Here is a 14,083-nt window from a genome sequence, read left to right on the forward strand (position 1 = left end):
CTCCCGCCGCCCGTACGACAACGGCCCACACCCGAGGCGGAGGTGACGGCGCCTCAGTTCTCCAGCAGACCGTCCATCTGCCCGACCGCCTGCCGCAGCCCCTCCTCCATGCCCATCTCCAGCAGCCGCTCCATCTGCTCCCGGCTGTCGTAGACCGAGCGGATCTCCATCCTGGTGCCGCCGTCGCGCGGGGTGAGCGTCATCCGTACGGTCGTGGTGGGCATCTCGGGGTCCGGCTTGCCCTCGCTGTCGGAGAAGCCGTCGGTGAACTCCAGGGAGGTCGGCGGCGTCACCGCGGTGATCCGCCACCAGCCGCCGTGCTTGTCCCCCTCCGGCCCGGTCATGTAGTAGCGGGCCTCACCGCCCGGGGTGAGGTCGTGCTCCTCGAAGGTCGCCGGGTAGGCCGGCGGGCCCCACCAGCGCTCCAGCAGCCGGGGGTCGGCCCACAGCCGCCACACCTTCTCCACCGGGGCGGGGAAGTCGGCGGTCAGGGTGAGGGTCAGCCGTTCGAGATCCTTGTCGACACTGGTGATCGTCATCGGTCCTGTCCTTTCCTCGTGCCGCGATCGGGCCCCGCCGTGCCGTCCGCCCCCTCCTCGCCGGCCAGCAGGCCAGACATCCGCTCCACCCGGGCCCGCCAGGCGTTCTCGAGTTCGTCGAGGGCCCGCCGCGCACGGGCCACCGCGTCGGGATCGGTACGCACCAGCTGCTCCCGCCCGCGTCGCTGCTTGCCGACCAGGCCGGCCCGCTGCAGCACCGTGACGTGTTTCTGCACCGCGGCGAAGCTCATCGGGTACGCCTCGGCGAGCCGTGAGACGGACAGCTCGCCGCGCACGCACCGGCGGAGTATGTCGCGCCGCGTGGCGTCGGCCAGTGCATGGAACAGGCGGTCCACGGCCTCTTCGGTCAGCTCATCTACAACCATTTGGTTGTACGTTAGCTCCGCCCCCTCCCGCCCGCAAGGGCCGGGAGCCACAGGGAGCGCCCCCGGCGCCCGCCCGGGGCGACTCGCGGGGCCGCCCGGGGCGATTCGCGGGGCCGGGCCACTGAAACCCGGCGGTCCGGGGTACTCGGGCCGCATGACGGAGAACCAGCAGGTCCGCGGCTCGTACTGGCTCGAGACGGCGCCCGCGGGGGGCCACGACCCCCTGACGGAGGACATCCAGGCCGATGTGGCCGTGATCGGCGCCGGGATCGCCGGACTGTGCACCGCGCGCGAACTGGCGCGAGCCGGCCGGAGCGTCGCCCTCCTGGAGGCCGGGCGGCTCGCGGGCGGCGTCACCGGCCACACCACCGCCAAGGTCACCGCCCTGCACTCGCTGATCTACGGCAAGCTGCGCCGCACCCGCGGCAGCGAGGGCGCCCGGCTGTACGCCCGCTCCCAGTCCGAGGCCATCGAGCACACCGCCGCCGTGATCGAGGAGCTGGGCATCGAGTGCGAGTGGGAGCGCCGCAGCGCCTTCACCTATGTGCGCGACCCCGCCCGCGCCGACGAGGTGCGCGCCGAGGCCGAGGCGGCGCGGGAGGCGGGGCTGCCGGCGTCCTTCGTCACCGAGACCGGGCTGCCGTTCCCGGTGGCGGGGGCCGTCGAGGTGACGGGCCAGGCCCAGTTCCACCCGCGCAAGTACCTGCTCGCCCTGGCGGACGACCTGCTGGCGCACGGCGGGACCATCCACGAGCACACGGTGGTGACCGGCCTGGAGGAGGGTTCGCCCTGCCGCCTGTCGACCGCGGACGGGGCCACGGTGACGGCCCGGGACGTCGTGGTCGCCACGCACTACCCCGTCTTCGACCGGGCCCTGCTGTTCACCCGGCTCTCCCCGCGCCGCGAACTGGTCGTCGCCGGCCCGATCCCCGCGGACCAGGACCCCGGCGGCATGTTCATCACTCCGGAGGAGAACACCCGCTCGGTGCGCACCGCGCCGCTCGCGGACGATCCCGGCCGCCGCCTCCTCGTGGTCACCGGGGAGCACTTCACGCCGGGCACCGCCGACACCCGCGCCGGCTTCGACCGCCTCCGCGCCTGGGCCCGCACCCACTTCCCCGGCGTGGAGCTCACCCACGCCTGGGCCACCCAGGACAACGACCCGACCGACACCGTGCCGCTGGTCGGCCCGCTGCACCCCGGCGCCCGCCACGTCCACGTCGCCACCGGCTTCGCCGGCTGGGGCATGAGCGGCGGCATGATGGCGGGCCTGCTGCTCACCACGCAGATCACCGGCGGCGAGTGCGAGTGGAGCGCGCTCTACGACCCGCGCCGGGTGCTGCCGGCGCTGCGCGAGGCGCCGGACTTCCTCAAGCACCAGGCGCAGGTCGCCAAGCACTTCGTCGGCGACCGGCTGCACCCCTCACCCCCCGTGGAGGCGCTGCCGCCGGGCGAGGGTGCGGTGGTGCGCGCCGAGGACGGCCGGCTGGCGGTGTACCGGGACGACGACGGCACGCTGCACGCGGTCTCCGCCCGCTGCACCCACATGGGGTGCCTGGTCGCCTTCAACGCGGCCGAACGCGCTTGGGAGTGCCCCTGCCACGGCTCGCGGTTCGGCACCGACGGCACCGTGCTCCAGGGCCCGGCGACCCGCCCGCTGGAGCGCCGGAAGATCTGATCCGCACAGGCGGTGGGGGCCGGGAGAGCCGGCCCGCGGACGGGAGGGGACCGGCAGAGCGTGCCCGCGGGGGTTGACCGGGCGGGACTTCCGGCCCGGGCGCGCCGCAGGGAAGCAGCCGCGTCCGAGGGAAGCAGCCGTGGTCCGGCCGGGTGAGCCGCGCCGCGGCGCCCGGACCGGATGAGCCGGGCGGCACATATCCCCTCATACCTTCATACGGTGATCACACGAGTACGCCGTGCCGTCACCGTCTGCTGTCTCGGCGCCGTCCTGGGTGCCGGGCTCACCGCCTGCGGTGACGGCGGCCGGCAGCCCGCCCGCCCCGGCCCTTCGGCGCCCTCGGCGACCCCGGTCTCCCGGCCGCCCACCCTGGCCCCCGGTCCTGCGGGCCTCACCCCGGTCTTCCGGCACGGCCCGCGCGCCGCCGCGGACAAGACAGTGGCCCTCACCTTCGACGCCGACATGACCGCCGACCAGGGGCCGCGCGCCGCGGCGGGCGAACGCTTCGACCATCCGCGGCTGATCCGGACGCTGCGGGAGCTGAAGGTGCCGGCCACCGTGTTCATGACCGGCCGCTGGGCCGAGGAGTACCCCGGCCAGGCCCGCGCCATCGGCCGCGACCCCCTCTTCGAGGTCGCCAACCACTCCTACAGCCACTACGCCTACACCGAGGACTGCTACGGCCTGCCGGTCCTCCCCGAGGAGCGGATGCGCTCCGACGTGGAGCGGGCCTACGCGGCCTTCCGCAGGGCCGGGGTGCCGCAGGCGATGCCGTACTTCCGCTTCCCCGGCGGCTGCTACGACCGGGCGGCGCTGCGCGCGCTCACCCCGGCCGGGGTCACCGCGGTGCAGTGGGACGTGGTCGGCGGCGACGCCTTCGCCACGGACGCCGGTGCGGTGGCGCGGCAGGTGCTGGACGGGGTGCGGCCGGGGTCGGTGGTGGTCCTGCACTGCACCCGCAGCGCGGCCCCCGCCACCGAGCGGGCCGTCCGCCGGATCGTGCCGGAGCTGCGCCGGGCGGGCTACCGCTTCGTGAAGGTCTCCGAGCTGATCGCCGCGTCCGGCGGCCGGAGCTGATCCGTCCGCCGCCGTCCTCGCGCCCCAGGCCGTCCTACGCTGGAAGTATGACCGACAACGACTACTGCCTGATCGACGCGGCCCGGCCGCCGAAGGCCGACGGGCCGCCCTACGCGGAGTGCGTGGTGTGCCGGGAGCCGACGGAGTACCCGGCGTCGTACAAGGGCATCACCCTCTGCCCCGCCTGCGAGTGGGAAGAGGCCCAGCGCACGTCCTGCGGCTGCTGACAGCCGTGCGGGACGCCGCGCCAGGGGTTGGCAGACTGGACGGGTGAGCACCGATCAGACACCGCCGCCCGCCCCCGGCCACCCCCTCCGCAGCGAGTCCGGCGCCCGCGACGCGGCACCCCAGTACGTCCTGCCGCTGGTGGTCCGCATCGAGCGGGCGGCGCCTCCGCCCCGTACCGACGCCCTGGAGACCGCGGCCCGCGCGGTCCTGGTGATGCTGAGCGACGAGCGGTCGGCGGGCGAGGGCGAGTGGGCGCGGGTGATGCGCGCCTGGCAGGACGCCCGTATCCGCAAGGTGGTGCGCAGGGCCCGCGGCGCGGAGTGGCGACGGGCCGGGGCGCTCCCCGGCATCACCGTCACCGGCAGGACCGCCGAGGTGCGCGTCTTCCCACCCGTCCCCCTCGACGGCTGGCCCAAGGAGCTGGCCCGCCTGCAGGTCTCCGGCACCGACCTCGACGACCCCGGGCCGCCGTCCCCCGCGGACCCGTCCGCGCCGGTTCTCTGGCTGAATCCCGACCTCACCATGTCCGCCGGCAAGGCGATGGCCCAGGCGGGCCACGCGGCCCAGCTGGCCTGGTGGGACCTTCCCGACGAGGCCCGTGCCGCCTGGCGAGACGCCGGCTTCCCGCTCTCCGTGCGCACTGCGGACCCCGCCGACTGGCCCGCCCTGACCAGCAGCGGACTGCCGCTGGTCCGGGACGCGGGCTTCACCGAGATCGCCCCGGGCTCCTGCACCGTGGTGGCGGACCACCGGGTGCTGAGCAGCACCGCCTGAGCCACTTCCTCGCATCCCGCACCCCGGTGGGCCGGGTGAACATTTCGGCCACCGGGGACGTACGTACCGGTACCGGGGCCCGCCGAACCTCAAATGTTGCTCTGAAGATGCGGGCCGCGCGGTTCGGGCGGCCGGCGCGGGGCCATACCTCCGTCACGCCCGAGGAAGCGTTCCGGCTGGGGGGCCGGGGAACGTCGGCGGAGGAGGGGACGATGCAGCGACTGGGAACCGGGATCGGCTGGCGGCCGGAGATCGCCGACGCCGTGGAGGCCATGCCCGGCATCGACTGGGTCGAGGTCGTGGCCGAGAACGTGTGCCCCGGTCACCTCCCGGAGTCGCTGCTGCGGCTGCGCGAGCGCGGGGTGACCGTCGTGCCGCACGGTGTCTCGCTGGGCCTCGGCGGAGCCGACCGGCCCGACGAGGCACGGCTCACCGCGCTCGCAGAGCGGGCCGAGGCGCTTCGGGCGCCGCTGGTCACCGAGCACATCGCCTTCGTGCGGGCCGGTGGTGCGCTCACCGCCTCCCCGCGTCTGGAGGCCGGGCATCTGCTGCCGGTGCCGCGCACCCGTGACGCTCTCGACGTCCTGTGCGCGAACGTCCGCATCGCCCAGGCCGCCCTGCCCGTGCCGCTCGCCGTGGAGAACATCGCCGCGCTGTTCTCCTGGCCGGGCGAGGAGATGACCGAGGGTCAGTTCCTGTACGAACTGGCCGACCGCACCGGGGTGCGGCTGCTGATCGACGTGGCCAATCTGCACACCAACCACGTCAACCGGGGCGAGGACCCGGCCAAGGCGCTCGCCGAACTCCCCCTGGAGGCCATCGCCTACGTGCATGTCGCGGGCGGCTTCGAGCGGGACGGCGTCTGGCACGACAGCCACGCCCATCCCGTGCCCGGGCCCGTGCTGGACATCCTCACCGACCTCGCCTCGCGGGTCTCCCCGCCCGGCGTACTGCTCGAGCGGGACGAGAACTTCCCCGAGCCGGACGAGCTGCGCCGGGAGCTGGACGCCGTCGCGCGGGCGGTGGCCGAGGGCGCGGAGCAGCGGGAAGCGGACGGGAACAGGGCCGAGCCGGTGTCTCCTGCGGGCACGGCCGCCGCGCGCGCCGAGGACGCGGACACGGGCGCGGACGCTCCGGCGGCCGGCGGCGCCGGGTCCGGGGACGCGGCGGTGGCGGGTGCCCGGCAGCGGCTGGCCCTGGAGCAGACGGCGGTGCTGTCCTCCCTCGTCGCCGGGACGCCCGTGCCGGAGGGTTTCGACCGGACGCGGATGGCGGTGCAGGCGCGGGCGCTCGCCGCCAAGCGGGCCGATGTCGTCGCCAAGGTCGCGCCCGAGCTGCCCGGGATCCTCGGCGACGGATACCGGCCCGCCTTCCTGGCGTACGCCCAGTCGCAGCCGATGACCGGCGGCCACCGGAAGGACGCGCTGGACTTCGCCGGGCGGCTGCTGCTGGCCGGGCGGCCGGAGGAGCCACGGGCGCGGCGGGAGCTGCGGGAGTGGTGGCTGGAGCGGTCCGGGCCGAAGCCGCGGTCGCGGCGGCCCACGGTACGGCTGGCCCGGGCGACCCGGCGGGTGCTGCTGCGGCGCTGAACCGCGCCGGCCCGCCCCCTCTCTCCCCTCGGAACGGAACGTCACATACCGGGAACACCCGGTCCAGGATGTGAACGGGGCATGGTCTTCGCGTGACCGTGTCGCTTACAAACAACTCATGTTCTGGGTCCTCCTACTGCTGCTGGCCTGGGCGGTCACCGGCGTGACGTGCACGCGTCTGTGTCTGGCCGCGGCGCGTGCGGCGGGCACCGGCGAACCGGCCGCGGCGGCGGGCACCGGCCTCCCGGACCGTGATCTGACGCTGTACGAGGCCGCGTTCCTGTCCGGCGGGCCCCGCCGGGTCGCCGACGTCACCCTGGTGGCGATGGCGCGTCAGCGCCGGCTGCTGCTGGCGCGCACGGGGTGGGCGACGGTGGTGGATCCCCGCGGGCGGGACGAGGTGGAGCGGTCCGTCATAGGGGCGATCGGCCCGGAGGGACAGTCCCCCATCGCCCCGGTGCGTGCCGCCGCGGCGACCGCGGACGCGGTGCGCGGGATAGCCGACCGCCTGGTCAGGGCGGGGCTCGCGGTGCCGGACGGGGAGGCTTCGACGATCGCCGACGCGGTGCGGCAGGTGCGGCTCGCGGTGCCCGTGGTGGCCGGACTCGGGGCGACGGCCCTGCTGATGCCGGTCCCGGCCGGGATGCCGCGCCAGCTGATCGCCCTGTGGTTCGCGCTGCCGCTCACCCTGGCGCTCGGCTGCCTGGCCATCGCGCGGTTCGAGGTGCACCCGTACTCCCGCTGGGCCTCACCGGCCGGGCAGCGGCTGCTCGGAGCGCTGCCCCGGCGCGCCGGCACCGCCGCCGACGACCGCACGTATCTGACCTGCGTGGCCCTGCGCGGCATACGGGCGGTGGGCGAACCGGACCTCAGAGCGGCCTTCGCCCACCGCGAGTGGTACCTCGGCCTGGACGACGAGCGACGGTAGCCGCCGGCGCCGCGCGCCGGGGTGAGAGCGCAGGGGGGGACGGACGCGGGGGCGTACGGGAGTTCGGGCGGGGCGACATGCGCCCGTGGTGCTTGCTTCGGCTGATCATCGATCGAAAACATCCCTTTTGCCGTCTGTTGCCCGGCGCCTGCCGCCGACGTGCTCCGAAGGGATGCCTCGATGAGAACTGCCGCCGTCCCCGCGGCCGCCGGGACCCTGCTGCTCACCGCCCTGGCCGCCGCCCCGGCCGGCGGCGCCACCGCCGCAGCCGCCCCCGGCAGGGCCCCGGTCTCCGTGCGGGCTCCCGCCCCGGACTCGGCCGAGGCGCGCGGCACCGAGGCCGCCGCGCGGCGGGCCGCCTCGGAGGGCATCGCCTTCGGCCGCTGCCCCGACGCCGAGGAGCTGCCGGGCAGCATCGAGTGCGGCACCGTGCGCGTCCCGCTGGACTACGCCCGGCCGGACGGCGAGCAGATCCGCCTGACCGTCAGCCGGGTCCGCGCCACCGGCAAGGACCCCGCCGACAGCAAGCGTCTGGTTTCCCGTCAGGGGGCCCTGGTCCACAACCCGGGCGGGCCGGGCGCCAGCGGCATGTACTTCCCGCTGGTGGGCCTGCTGCCCGCGTGGAAGCGCATCGCCGCCGCCTACGACCTGGTCGGCTACGCCCCGCGCGGGGTGGGCGGTTCGGCTCCGCTGTCCTGCCGGGATCCGAAGTCGTTCTTCGACGGCCCCACCCAGGCGCCCGTGCACCCGTCGGCGGCGTACAAGAAGAAGCGCATCGCGGAGGCGAGGGCGTACGCGCGGGGCTGCGCGGAGCGGGCCGGGGACCGGCTGCGGCACTACACCTCGCTCAACAACGCCCGTGACCTGGACGTGCTGCGCGCGGCCCTGGGCGAGCGGCGGCTGACCTTCGTCGGCGCGTCCTACGGGACGTACTTCGGGGCGCTGTACGCCACGCTGTTCCCCGGTCATGTCCGGCGGATGGTGTTCGACTCCGCGGTCGACCCGGACCCGGCGCGGATCTGGTACCGCAACAACCTCGACCAGTCGGCGGCGTTCGAGGACCGCTGGGCCGCGTTCCGCGCGTGGGCCGCCCGCCACCACGAGGTCTACGGACTCGGCGACACCCCGCAGCAGGTGCAGCGGTCGTACGAGACGATCCGCGCCCGGCTGGCGGAGGAACCGGCCGGCGGGAAGGTGGGGCCGGGGCAGCTGCATGCGGCGATGCTGCTGGCCGGGTACTACGACGACTTCTGGCCGTATCGCGCGCACGCCCTGTCGGCGTACCTGAAGGGCGATCCGCAGCCGCTGATCGACCAGGCCGAGCAGCACCCGGAGACCGCCGCCGAGGCGGAGAACGCTCGGGCGGTCTATCTCGCCGTGGAGTGCAACGACGCGCCCTGGCCCACCGACTGGGCGGTGTGGGACCGGGACAACACCCGGCTGGCCCGCCGGGCACCCTTCGAGACCTGGGACAACGTGTGGACCAACCTGCCCTGCGCCTACTGGCGGGCGCCGCGCCAGCGGCCGATGGAGGTGCACACGGGGACCGGTGAGCTGCCGCCGGTGCTGATCCTGGCGGCCGAGCGGGACGCGGCCACCCCGTACGGCGGGGCGCTGGAGCTGCATCGCCGGCTCGCGGGTTCGGCGCTGGTGACCGAGCGGGACGCCGGCACCCACGGCATCGCGGGCGGGGCGAACCCCTGCGTGAACGGGCACCTGGAGGCGTATCTGCTCGAGGGCCGGGTGCCGGGCCGCAGCGCGTCCTGCGCGGCCCACCCGGAGCCCCGGCCGCGGGCTGCGGCCGGGCAGCCACAGCCGGACACCCCGGCCGGGAGGGCCGTACCGGTGCGGCCCCTGCCCTGACGCCCGCCCGGGCGTCACAGGCGAGCGCCGGCCGTGGATCCGCGGAAGAGACCCCGATGGCCGGCGTCCCGTGCGTCAGGCCAGGTCGGCCACGAGTTCGGCGATGTCCTTGCGGCGGCCGGTGAAGAAGGGGATCTCCTCGCGGACGTGCATCCGGGCCTCCGAGCCGCGCAGGTGGCGCATCAGGTCCACGATGCGGTGCAGCTCGTCGGCCTCGAAGGCGAGGATCCACTCGTAGTCGCCGAGGCTGAAGGAGGCGACCGTGTTGGCGCGCACGTCGGGGAAGCCGCGGGCCATCTTGCCGTGGTCGGCGAGCATGCGGCGGCGGTCCTCGTCCGGCAGCAGGTACCAGTCGTAGGAGCGCACGAAGGGGTAGACGCTGACGTAGGCGCGGGGCGTCTCGTCGGCGAGGAACGCCGGGATGTGCGAGCGGTTGAACTCGGCCGGGCGGTGCAGCGCCATGTTGGACCAGACCGGTGTGAGGGAACGGCCCAGCCTGGTGCGACGGAAGCGGTTGTACGCCTCCTGCAGCAGGTCGGAGGTCTCCGCGTGCCACCAGATCATGAGGTCGGCGTCCGCGCGCAGGCCCGACACGTCGTAGGTGCCGCGGATCGTGATGTCCTTGGCGGCGAGCTGGTCGAACAGCTCCTGGACCTCCTCGGCGTACCCGCCGCGGTCCTCCGGCAGCACGTCCTTCAGCTTGAAGACGGACCAGAGGGTGTAGCGGATGACCTCGTTGAGGTCCTTGGCCAGCTTGCCCTTGTTCGGGATCCGGTCGGGGGCGGGGGTGGTGGCGTCGTCACTCATGTCCCTTATTCTCCTGCTCCTCCGTGAAGGCTCTGCACCGGGTGGGCGGTGAGCTCGCGCACCGCGGCCCGGTCGCCGTGGATCTGGTCGGCGGCGGCGTACGCGCTCGCGATGCAGGCGGGGACGCCGACGCCGTCGTAGGCCGCGCCGCACACCGCCAGGCCGGGGAGCTTCGCGACGTGGTCGCGGATGCGCGCCACGCGGGCGTGATGGCCGACCGGGTACTGGGGAAGTCCGTCGTACCAGCGGGTGACGCGGGCGGCGACGGGGGCGGCGTCCAGGCCGGTGGCCGCCGCGAGGTCGCGCCGGGAGACGGCGACCAGGTCGGTGTCGTCCCGGCCGAGGATCTCCGTCTCGCCGTGCCGGCAGACCGAGGTGCGCACCACCGTCAGGCCGGGGTTCTCCTCGGCGATCCAGCCCCACTTGCCGGAGGCGAAGGTGGCCGCCTTGATGGTGCGGCCGTCGACCGGCGGCACCAGGAAGCCGCTGCCCTCGGGGAGCGCGGCCTCCGCACGGCGGTAGGCCAGGGTGATCAGCGCCATGGAGGCGTACTCGACGGTGTCCAGCTCGGCGGCCGCGCCGGGTGCCTCCGCGCGCAGCAGGCGGGCCGCCGCCGGGGCGGGCAGGGCGACGACGACCGCGTCGGCGTGCAGCTCGCGCCCGCCGGCGACGATCCGCCAGCCGCCGGACGACCGGGTGTCCCCGGTCGGGCCGGGCGTCCCGGTGCCGTGGTCCGGCCGCGGTGCCCTGCGCAGCTCCGTCACCGGCGTCCCGGTCAGGATCCTGCCGCCGCGGGCCCGCACGGACTCGGCCACCGCGAGCGGCAGGGAGCCGATGCCGCCCCGGATGCCCATGAACACCGGTCCGGCTGCGGGCTGTCCGGCCGCCTTCTCCTGGATCCGGCGGACCGCCTCGGTGAGGGAGGTGTGCGTGCGGGCGGCCTCGAACAGCTGCGGCACGGCCGAGCGCATCGAGATGCGGTACGCGTCCCCCGCGTACACCCCGCCCAGCAGGGGCTCCACCAGCCGGTCGACCACCTCCCTGCCGACCCGCGCGGCCACGTACTCGCCCACCGCCACGTCGTCGCCGACCTCGGTGCGCGGCAGCTCGGCGTCCCGCTCGATCCGGGCGAGCCCCTCATCGGAGAGCACACCGGCGAGCGCTGAGGCGGTGCCGGGGACGCCCATGACATGCCCCTTGGGCATGGGGCGCAGGGCGCCGCGGGTCCACAGCGAGGCCGTGGCGGTGGCCGGGGGCTGCAGATGCTCGGCGAGGCCCACGTCACGGGCGAGGCCGACCGCCTCGGGGCGGCGGGCCAGCAGCGACTCCGCGCCGAAGTCCACGCGCGCTCCGGCGATCTCGCCGGGCAGCAGCTTGCCGCCCACCCGCTCCGCGGCCTCCAGCACCGTCACCCGCGCCCCCCGCTGCAGCAGCCGGTGCGCGGCCGCCAGCCCCGCGATCCCGGCTCCGAGGACGACGACATGCTGCTGCCCCGCGCCGGCGGACGCGCCGGCGCCGGTGGGTGATCCGTTCATGCCTCCACCTTCTCAGACGCCACCGGCCCGCCCGCCAGGGCCATGTGGCCCTGCCGAGTCCCTACCGTGACCGCATCGGGACCGTCCGGCGCGAACGTCCGGGGGCACGGCGGCGTCGTAGGAACGTCAGTGATCACCGAACCGGGGAACGAGCCCATGCGCACACGACGACCCATGCGCGGCACACGACGATCCGTACGACCGGCCCACGCCCTGGCCGGTGTCCTGCTGGCTGCGGCAGTCGCGCTGACCGGCTGCGGCGGTGCGAGCGGCGACGGCGCGGGCAAGCCCGCCGCCGCGCGGGACGACCGGGGCACGGCGGCCCCCGAGGGCGCCGGGCAGGGCGCCGCCGGCGCGGACGGTGCACGGGCGAGCGCCCCACCGGCGGCACCACCGCAGCAGATCGCCACCCACGTCATCCGCACCGCCGAACTCACCGTGCGGGTCCAGGACACCCGCAAGGCCCTCGCCGAGGCCCGCAGCGCCACCGAGAGCGCGGGCGGCTACGTCGGCGACGAGACCACCCACCGCGACTCGCGGGGCCACGGCTTCACGCGGGTGGTGCTGCGCGTGCCCGCCGAGAAGTACGAGGAGGTCCTGGCCGGCCTGGAGGGCACGGGCAGGCTCGAGCGGCGCGAGGCGAAGGCCGAGGACGTCACCGACCAGGTGGTCGACGTGGAGAGCCGCATCAAGTCGCAGCGCGCCAGCGTCGCCCGCATCCGCGAGCTGATGGACCGGGCCACCGAGCTCAGCGACGTCGTCACCCTGGAGGGTGAACTCAGCTCCCGGCAGGCCGATCTGGAGGCCCTGCTCGCCCGGCAGAAGTCCCTGCAGGACCGCACCAGCCTGGCCACCATCACCCTCACCCTGTCCGAGAAGCCGGCGGAGAAGAAGCAGAAGGACGAGGACCCCGGCTTCCTGGACGCGCTCGCGGGCGGCTGGGACGCGTTCGTCACCATGCTGCGCTGGATCGTGGTGGCCGTCGGCGCGGTGCTGCCGTTCGCCGCGCTGCTCGTGCTCCTGGTCCTGCTCTGGCGGAAGGTCGTACGTCCCCGTCTGCCTCGGCCCGCGTCCGCGGCGGCCGTCCCCGGCCCGCGCCCCGCCGCGCCTCCCGCGCCTCCCGCTCCTCCCGTGCCCGCCGAGGGCGCCCGGAGCCCCGAGGCGGAGAAGGACGACGACTGAACGGCCCACGGCGGCGGAACGGCGTCGGGCATGCCCCGCCCCCGTAGCGTGTTGAGCATGAGCATGAGCGGGAGCGGGAGCAGGCCGAGCGGTGCGAGGGAACGCCTGGTGGTGATCGGCGGGGACGCCGCGGGGATGTCCGCGGCGTCCCAGGCCCGCCGCCTCAAGGGGCCGGACGAGCTGGAGATCGTGGCCTTCGAACGCGGCCACTTCACCTCCTATTCGGCCTGCGGCATCCCGTACTGGGTGAGCGGGGCCGTCCCCGAGCGGGACGCGCTGATCGCCCGCACGCCCGAGGAGCACCGCGCCCGCGGTATCGACCTGCGGCTGCGCACCGAAGTCGTGGAGATCGACGTGGCCCGGCAGCGGGTCCGCGCGCGGGACGCCGGCTCCGGAGCGGAGTCCTGGACCTCGTACGACAAGCTCGTGATCGCGACCGGCGCCCGGCCCCTGGCGCCCGAGCTGCCCGGCGTGGGCGCGCAGGGCGTGCACGGGGTGCAGACCCTGGACGACGGGCAGGCGCTGCTGGACACGCTGTCGCACACCCGGGGCCGCCGCGCGGTGGTGGTCGGCGCCGGGTACATCGGCGTGGAGATGGCCGAGGCGATGCTGCAGCGCGGCTACCAGGTGACGGTCGTCAACCGGGGCGAGGAGCCCATGGCCACCCTCGACCCCGACATGGGGCGCCTGGTGCGCGAGGCGATGGCGGGCATGGGCGTCACCATGGTGAACGGCGCCGAGGTCACCAAGGTGCTCACCGGGGACGACGGACGGGTGCGCGCGGTCGGCACCGAGGACGCGGAGTTCCCGGCGGACGTGGTGATCCTGGGCATCGGCGTACGCCCCGAGACCACGCTGGCCCGCGCGGCAGGGCTTCCGCTCGGCGCCCACGGCGGGCTGCTCACCGACCGCTCGATGCGGGTCCGCGGACACGAGAACATCTGGGCGGGCGGCGACTGCGTCGAGGTGCTGGACCTGGTCCTGGGCCAGGAGCGGTACCTCCCGCTCGGCACCCACGCCAACAAGCACGGCCAGATCATCGGCGCCAACCTGGCCGGCGGCTACGCCACCTTCCCCGGCGTGGTCGGCACCGCGGTCAGCAAGGTCTGCGACCTGGAGATCGCGCGCACCGGACTGCGCGAGAAGGACGCACGCCGGGCGGGCCTGCAGTACGTCACCGCCACCATCGAGTCGACCAACCGGGCGGGCTATTACCCGAACGCCTCCCCCATGACGGTGAAGATGCTGGCCGAGCGCCGCACCGGACGGCTGCTGGGCGTCCAGATCGTCGGCCGGGAGGGCGCGGGCAAGCGGGTGGACATCGCGGCGGTCGCCCTCACCGCGGGCATGACGGTGGACCGGATGACCACCCTGGACCTCGGCTACGCCCCGCCGTTCTCCCCGGTCTGGGACCCGGTGCTGGTGGCCGCCCGCAAGGCGTCACGGGCGGTCGAGCAGCACCGCTGAGCGGCCCTCGCTCAGCCTCCGCGGACACGG

The 14,083-nt window shown here is 75.1% G+C and carries 13 protein-coding genes; 9 read left to right on the forward strand and 4 right to left on the reverse strand.

Annotated features, from left to right (window positions below):
• Positions 1 to 53 precede the first annotated feature (53 nt).
• Positions 54 to 539 carry an SRPBCC family protein gene (locus HCJ93_RS09440; protein WP_167992980.1) on the reverse strand — a complete coding sequence of 162 codons (486 nt, stop codon included), beginning with the start codon at positions 537 to 539 and terminating at the stop codon, positions 54 to 56.
• Positions 536 to 925: an ArsR/SmtB family transcription factor gene (locus HCJ93_RS09445; protein ID WP_167992982.1), complete on the reverse strand. Its 390-nt coding sequence runs from the start codon at positions 923 to 925 to the stop codon at positions 536 to 538. Before HCJ93_RS09445 ends, HCJ93_RS09440 begins: the two co-directional genes overlap by 4 nt.
• Before the next feature lie 154 nt (positions 926 to 1,079).
• Here HCJ93_RS09445 and HCJ93_RS09450 point away from each other — a divergent pair, with 154 nt between their 5' ends.
• From HCJ93_RS09450 to HCJ93_RS09480, 7 genes are all read left to right on the forward strand, one after another.
• Entirely contained in the window at positions 1,080 to 2,603 is a 1,524-nt protein-coding gene (locus tag HCJ93_RS09450) for an FAD-dependent oxidoreductase (protein WP_167992984.1), read from the forward strand.
• Between the two features lie 219 nt (positions 2,604 to 2,822).
• Positions 2,823 to 3,680, forward strand: coding sequence for a polysaccharide deacetylase family protein (locus tag HCJ93_RS09455; RefSeq protein WP_167992991.1), 858 nt, complete (start codon positions 2,823 to 2,825; stop codon positions 3,678 to 3,680).
• A 47-nt stretch (positions 3,681 to 3,727) separates the two neighbouring features.
• The gene (locus HCJ93_RS09460; RefSeq protein ID WP_167992993.1) at positions 3,728 to 3,907 is read left to right on the forward strand and encodes a hypothetical protein; all 180 of its coding nucleotides are present in this window, start codon (positions 3,728 to 3,730) and stop codon (positions 3,905 to 3,907) included.
• 43 nt (positions 3,908 to 3,950) lie between these two features.
• On the forward strand, positions 3,951 to 4,682 hold the full coding sequence (locus HCJ93_RS09465) for an aminoacyl-tRNA hydrolase (RefSeq protein WP_167992995.1): 732 nt from the start codon (positions 3,951 to 3,953) through the stop codon (positions 4,680 to 4,682).
• Between the two features lie 212 nt (positions 4,683 to 4,894).
• Complete coding sequence (locus HCJ93_RS09470) at positions 4,895 to 6,271, forward strand: MbnB/TglH/ChrH family RiPP precursor modification enzyme (protein ID WP_167992996.1); 1,377 nt, start codon at positions 4,895 to 4,897, stop codon at positions 6,269 to 6,271.
• 118 nt (positions 6,272 to 6,389) lie between these two features.
• Positions 6,390 to 7,199 (forward strand): TIGR04222 domain-containing membrane protein, encoded by an 810-nt coding sequence (locus HCJ93_RS09475; RefSeq protein ID WP_167992998.1) that lies wholly within the window; start codon positions 6,390 to 6,392, stop codon positions 7,197 to 7,199.
• A 180-nt stretch (positions 7,200 to 7,379) separates the two neighbouring features.
• Positions 7,380 to 9,062, forward strand: coding sequence for an alpha/beta hydrolase (locus HCJ93_RS09480; protein WP_167993000.1), 1,683 nt, complete (start codon positions 7,380 to 7,382; stop codon positions 9,060 to 9,062).
• 75 nt (positions 9,063 to 9,137) lie between these two features.
• On the opposite strand, the gene hemQ is transcribed toward HCJ93_RS09480, so the two are convergent.
• Positions 9,138 to 9,869: a hydrogen peroxide-dependent heme synthase gene (hemQ, locus tag HCJ93_RS09485; RefSeq protein WP_167993001.1), complete on the reverse strand. Its 732-nt coding sequence runs from the start codon at positions 9,867 to 9,869 to the stop codon at positions 9,138 to 9,140.
• Between the two features lie 5 nt (positions 9,870 to 9,874).
• A complete protein-coding gene (gene hemG / locus HCJ93_RS09490; RefSeq protein ID WP_167993009.1) occupies positions 9,875 to 11,404 on the reverse strand; it encodes a protoporphyrinogen oxidase in 1,530 nt (509 codons plus the stop codon).
• A 156-nt stretch (positions 11,405 to 11,560) separates the two neighbouring features.
• Here hemG and HCJ93_RS09495 point away from each other — a divergent pair, with 156 nt between their 5' ends.
• Together HCJ93_RS09495 and HCJ93_RS09500 are read left to right on the forward strand one after the other, a co-directional pair.
• Positions 11,561 to 12,586 (forward strand): DUF4349 domain-containing protein, encoded by a 1,026-nt coding sequence (locus HCJ93_RS09495; protein WP_167993027.1) that lies wholly within the window; start codon positions 11,561 to 11,563, stop codon positions 12,584 to 12,586.
• Between the two features lie 63 nt (positions 12,587 to 12,649).
• Positions 12,650 to 14,053 (forward strand): FAD-dependent oxidoreductase, encoded by a 1,404-nt coding sequence (locus tag HCJ93_RS09500; RefSeq protein ID WP_167993132.1) that lies wholly within the window; start codon positions 12,650 to 12,652, stop codon positions 14,051 to 14,053.
• The last annotated feature ends 30 nt before the right edge of the window (positions 14,054 to 14,083 follow it).

The sequence above is a fragment of the Streptomyces composti genome (assembly GCF_012034205.1).
Taxonomy (GTDB): domain Bacteria; phylum Actinomycetota; class Actinomycetes; order Streptomycetales; family Streptomycetaceae; genus Streptomyces; species Streptomyces composti.

Coding starts and splice junctions, on each gene's coding strand:
- hemG (WP_167993009.1), bottom strand. CDS start 11,404: ATGAACGGATCACCCACCGGCGCCGGCGCGTCCGCCGGCGCGGGGCAG.
- HCJ93_RS09500 (WP_167993132.1), top strand. CDS start 12,650: ATGAGCGGGAGCGGGAGCAGGCCGAGCGGTGCGAGGGAACGCCTGGTG.
- hemQ (WP_167993001.1), bottom strand. CDS start 9,869: ATGAGTGACGACGCCACCACCCCCGCCCCCGACCGGATCCCGAACAAG.
- HCJ93_RS09440 (WP_167992980.1), bottom strand. CDS start 539: ATGACGATCACCAGTGTCGACAAGGATCTCGAACGGCTGACCCTCACC.
- HCJ93_RS09450 (WP_167992984.1), top strand. CDS start 1,080: ATGACGGAGAACCAGCAGGTCCGCGGCTCGTACTGGCTCGAGACGGCG.
- HCJ93_RS09495 (WP_167993027.1), top strand. CDS start 11,561: ATGCGCACACGACGACCCATGCGCGGCACACGACGATCCGTACGACCG.
- HCJ93_RS09460 (WP_167992993.1), top strand. CDS start 3,728: ATGACCGACAACGACTACTGCCTGATCGACGCGGCCCGGCCGCCGAAG.
- HCJ93_RS09480 (WP_167993000.1), top strand. CDS start 7,380: ATGAGAACTGCCGCCGTCCCCGCGGCCGCCGGGACCCTGCTGCTCACC.
- HCJ93_RS09475 (WP_167992998.1), top strand. CDS start 6,390: ATGTTCTGGGTCCTCCTACTGCTGCTGGCCTGGGCGGTCACCGGCGTG.
- HCJ93_RS09470 (WP_167992996.1), top strand. CDS start 4,895: ATGCAGCGACTGGGAACCGGGATCGGCTGGCGGCCGGAGATCGCCGAC.
- HCJ93_RS09445 (WP_167992982.1), bottom strand. CDS start 925: ATGGTTGTAGATGAGCTGACCGAAGAGGCCGTGGACCGCCTGTTCCAT.